The sequence below is a fragment of the Bacteroidota bacterium genome (genome assembly GCA_018831055.1).
Classification (GTDB): Bacteria; Bacteroidota; Bacteroidia; order Bacteroidales; family B18-G4; genus M55B132.
The window spans coordinates 1-3,325 of the sequence record JAHJRE010000333.1; the positions used below are offsets into that span (position 1 = coordinate 1).

The following is a 3,325-nucleotide window of genomic DNA, read 5'->3' on the forward strand; positions in this document are numbered from 1 at the left end:
TAAGAGAAATTTATTATGGAAATACACCTGCATTAAAATGGTATGAAAGATTTGAAGAATTATCAGATGAGCTTTCTTCTATTTCAAAGCCAACAGCATTAGAAGATAAAGCTTACTTAAGAAAACTTAAAGAAGCTTTGAATGAACTAAAAGAAAAAAAACTTGCTTATGAATTTGAAATTTATAGTGCTTACAGAGAACCAGCACAACAAGTTTTTTCTAGATTAGAAAGGCTAGTGGCTTGAAAATGCTTCTTCCCAATCATAAATTTTTTGTTGTAAAAAAGTAACTCTATCTTCTTTTAACTTATATGTGTCTTTAAATATCTTAAGTCTTCCATCATCGCCTTGCTTATTATATCTTATACTAAATTGCCTATCATTATCAGAACCAATAATTTCAATTACCGGATTATCATCAAGTCCAAAAAGATAATTTGTTTGCCCAATTTTCTTAAAATCATTACCAATATAACCAAAAATTTTATGTGTATATTCTCCTTCTCCTGAAACTAATACTGAAACTTCTTTTTTCACATCATTTCCTAAATTATAAATATATGGATTACCACAAACACCTTCTAAAGATTTTATTGTTTCTAAAGACTTGAAATTCCATTTATTGTTTTTTTGTTCTAATAAAAAGATATGAAAATCTGAAACAGAGTATTCTACACCAGGAGATTTACCAATAACAAAGATTTCGCTTTTTCCATCTAAATCTAAATCCTTTGGAACTGCATTAACAGATTCAAGATTCTTATAAGGAGTTAGGTTCCTAATTTCTTCGAGCTTAATTGGCATTCCATATATGTGTTTTTGTGATTCTTCTTTCTTCTCTACAGCAGGAGCAGTCTCTCTTTTTGTCTCAACTTTAGGATCTCTATAATTAGAAGAAGATGTTCTTGGTACTTTAATTTTTTGTCCAACTTCAATTTTATTTGGATCTTTTATTTCTGGATTTGCTTCAAGTATTGAATCTAAACTTACCAAACTATTTCTTGAAATTTCACTTAATGTATCTCCTTTCTTTATTGTGTATGTTGCATAATTTTCTTGTTGTGATACTATATTTGATTTATTAGAAAAATTAAGAGACTTAGGTAAAGAATCGCATCCCCTAATACCACAATAAGCCATTGTTCCAACCAAAGCTATTGGTAACACATATTTCAAAAAACCATGTGCGCCAACTAATGCTCCTTCCATAACAGAATCTCCTGCACGTCTTACTGAGCTAGAAAAATTCATCCATGCGTCTCGTCTTTCTAATCTTCTTCTTTGTTGTTCATGGCTTGCTTTTATTTTTGGTTCTATATGCTGTTGTGGAAAATGTGTTTCTGAAGGAAAAGGAAAATCTTCGAATTTTTGTTCTGCTTTTTCATAATTCTTTAATGTACAATAAACATCACCTAAAAATACATGTGCATTATCATATCTTTCTGATGGCTCTGTTGTTAATGATTTTTTTAATAATTCTTTTAATTCTGAAGTAATTCTTGGATTCAATTCCATTATATCATCAAGACCACCAGGAGCTCTATTAGTTATCATCCTGTATAAGACAGCTCCAATAGACCACATATCTGATTTTTCTGTTGCTGGCTTTCCATCTCTTTGTTCTGGTGCCATGTATGCTATTGTTCCAGCAAATTGTTGTGTTCCTTGTTTTTTGCCATAATGTTGTGCTTCTTGTTTTTTAACATACACTTGCGTTTTTGCTTTTTGTATTGCTTTTCCTAAACCAAAATCAGTAATTTTAACATCACCTTGCTTATCAATTAAAATATTAGAAGGATTAATATCTCTATGAATTACACCCTTAGAATGAGCATAAGCAATAGCTTCTAAAACATTTTCTGTAATCTCTAATGCTTTTTCAATTTTAAATTTTCCAACTCTCTTCATCTTTTGCTGCAAACTTTCACCATCAATATATTCTCTAACAATATAAGGTCTATCAGCAGAAAGATTATATTCAAAATTTTTTACAATTGTTGGATATTCTAGTATCTCTTCCAAATTTGCTTCATTTCTTAAGAATTCTGCAGTATTTGGAAATGCTATTTTTATTGCTCTTATCTCTCCTGTTACAATATGTCTTGCTTTGTATACTTCTCCAAATCCCCCTTTACCTATTTCTTCAAGAATTTCATAACCAGGTATATTCATTTTCTTAATATCCAATAAACAAAAATACTATTAATATGCTACAACATGCCTAACAAGTTCTTCATCAACCCAAGAATATTCTGCATCATTTACAATTTGCTCCATATTCTTGCCTTGCTTATACATATCATAAATATTATTTGTTGCTTTTTCATAATCTAATTCAAAGTCTTTTACAAATTGTCTCTTTTCTTCTACTTTTAAATTATCAAGTAATGAATAAGCTTCCATTACATCCATATTCATATTCTTGCCAAGTCTTGCTTTAATGTAATTCTCTGTTACTCTTTGTGTTTCAGCTGCTGGAAGTTCTATGCTTAAATGAGTGGAATATGAACATGCTTTTTGCTCAATATCTTGTCCACTTAAATTTTCATAATATTTTTCAGCATCATTTGCAAAATCTCTTTGGAATACACCAAATGGTTTTTCTTGATTAGGCATGTATAATCCAACAGTTTCTTTACTTTCTTTTTGTTCTTGTTTTGGTTGTTTCTTTTCTGATACTTGTTTTACTTTTTGTGTTTGCTTTTGTTTTGGTTCTTCTTTGACAATTAAATTTCCTAATTCTTTTACTTTTTCAAAATCACCCCCATATTTATTAATTAAACTTTCATCAATGTAAAATGAATCTCCAACATCAAGTGAATCTCCTTTTATTCCATCAGAACCATGCAATATCTTTCCATTACTTACATAAATTGTATCTTTGCTAATCTTTTCTAAAAATGATTCAGAATTTTCATAATCTGTTTGTTTTTCAACAAGTTCATTAACAAACCTTGGAATGTTTGCTTGTGAAATTCCTAATGCTTCTGCTAAACTCCATAATCTATCACCTTTTTGAATTTTGTATTCTACTGTTCCTGGAATTTTTACATCTGTTCCTTCATAAAAAAATACCTTACTTTTACCTTCTTTCCCAACAACTATTTTTTCTAATGGTTTTGCCTGTTCTTGTATTTGTGCTGTTCTAACTTGTGGTTGTATTTGTGGTCTTTGACTTAAACTTTCATATGTTCCACTAACTCCACAATAACCAAGAACACCCAATAAGACTGCTGTTGTTCCAGCATATATTACCTTCCTAAATTTCTTATACAATTGACTGTACAAAGATGTTTTTTCTTTTTCAATCTTATTCTCATCTATAA

At 29.7% G+C, this 3,325-nt stretch carries 3 protein-coding genes; 1 reads left to right on the forward strand and 2 read right to left on the reverse strand.

Translation table 11 applies throughout. The features are described from left to right. Positions 1-245, forward strand: a 245-nt coding sequence (locus KKA81_17510; GenBank protein MBU2652728.1) for a hypothetical protein, incomplete at its 5' end; no start/stop codon positions are given. Here KKA81_17510 and KKA81_17515 read toward each other — a convergent pair. Next, entirely contained in the window at positions 234-2,186 is a 1,953-nt protein-coding gene (locus tag KKA81_17515; protein ID MBU2652729.1) for a protein kinase, read from the reverse strand. The two genes, KKA81_17510 and KKA81_17515, sit on opposite strands and share 12 nt — an antisense overlap. Before the next feature lie 15 nt (positions 2,187-2,201). Next, positions 2,202-3,325 (reverse strand): hypothetical protein (locus tag KKA81_17520; GenBank protein MBU2652730.1); only part of this gene is annotated, 1,124 nt, incomplete at its 5' end.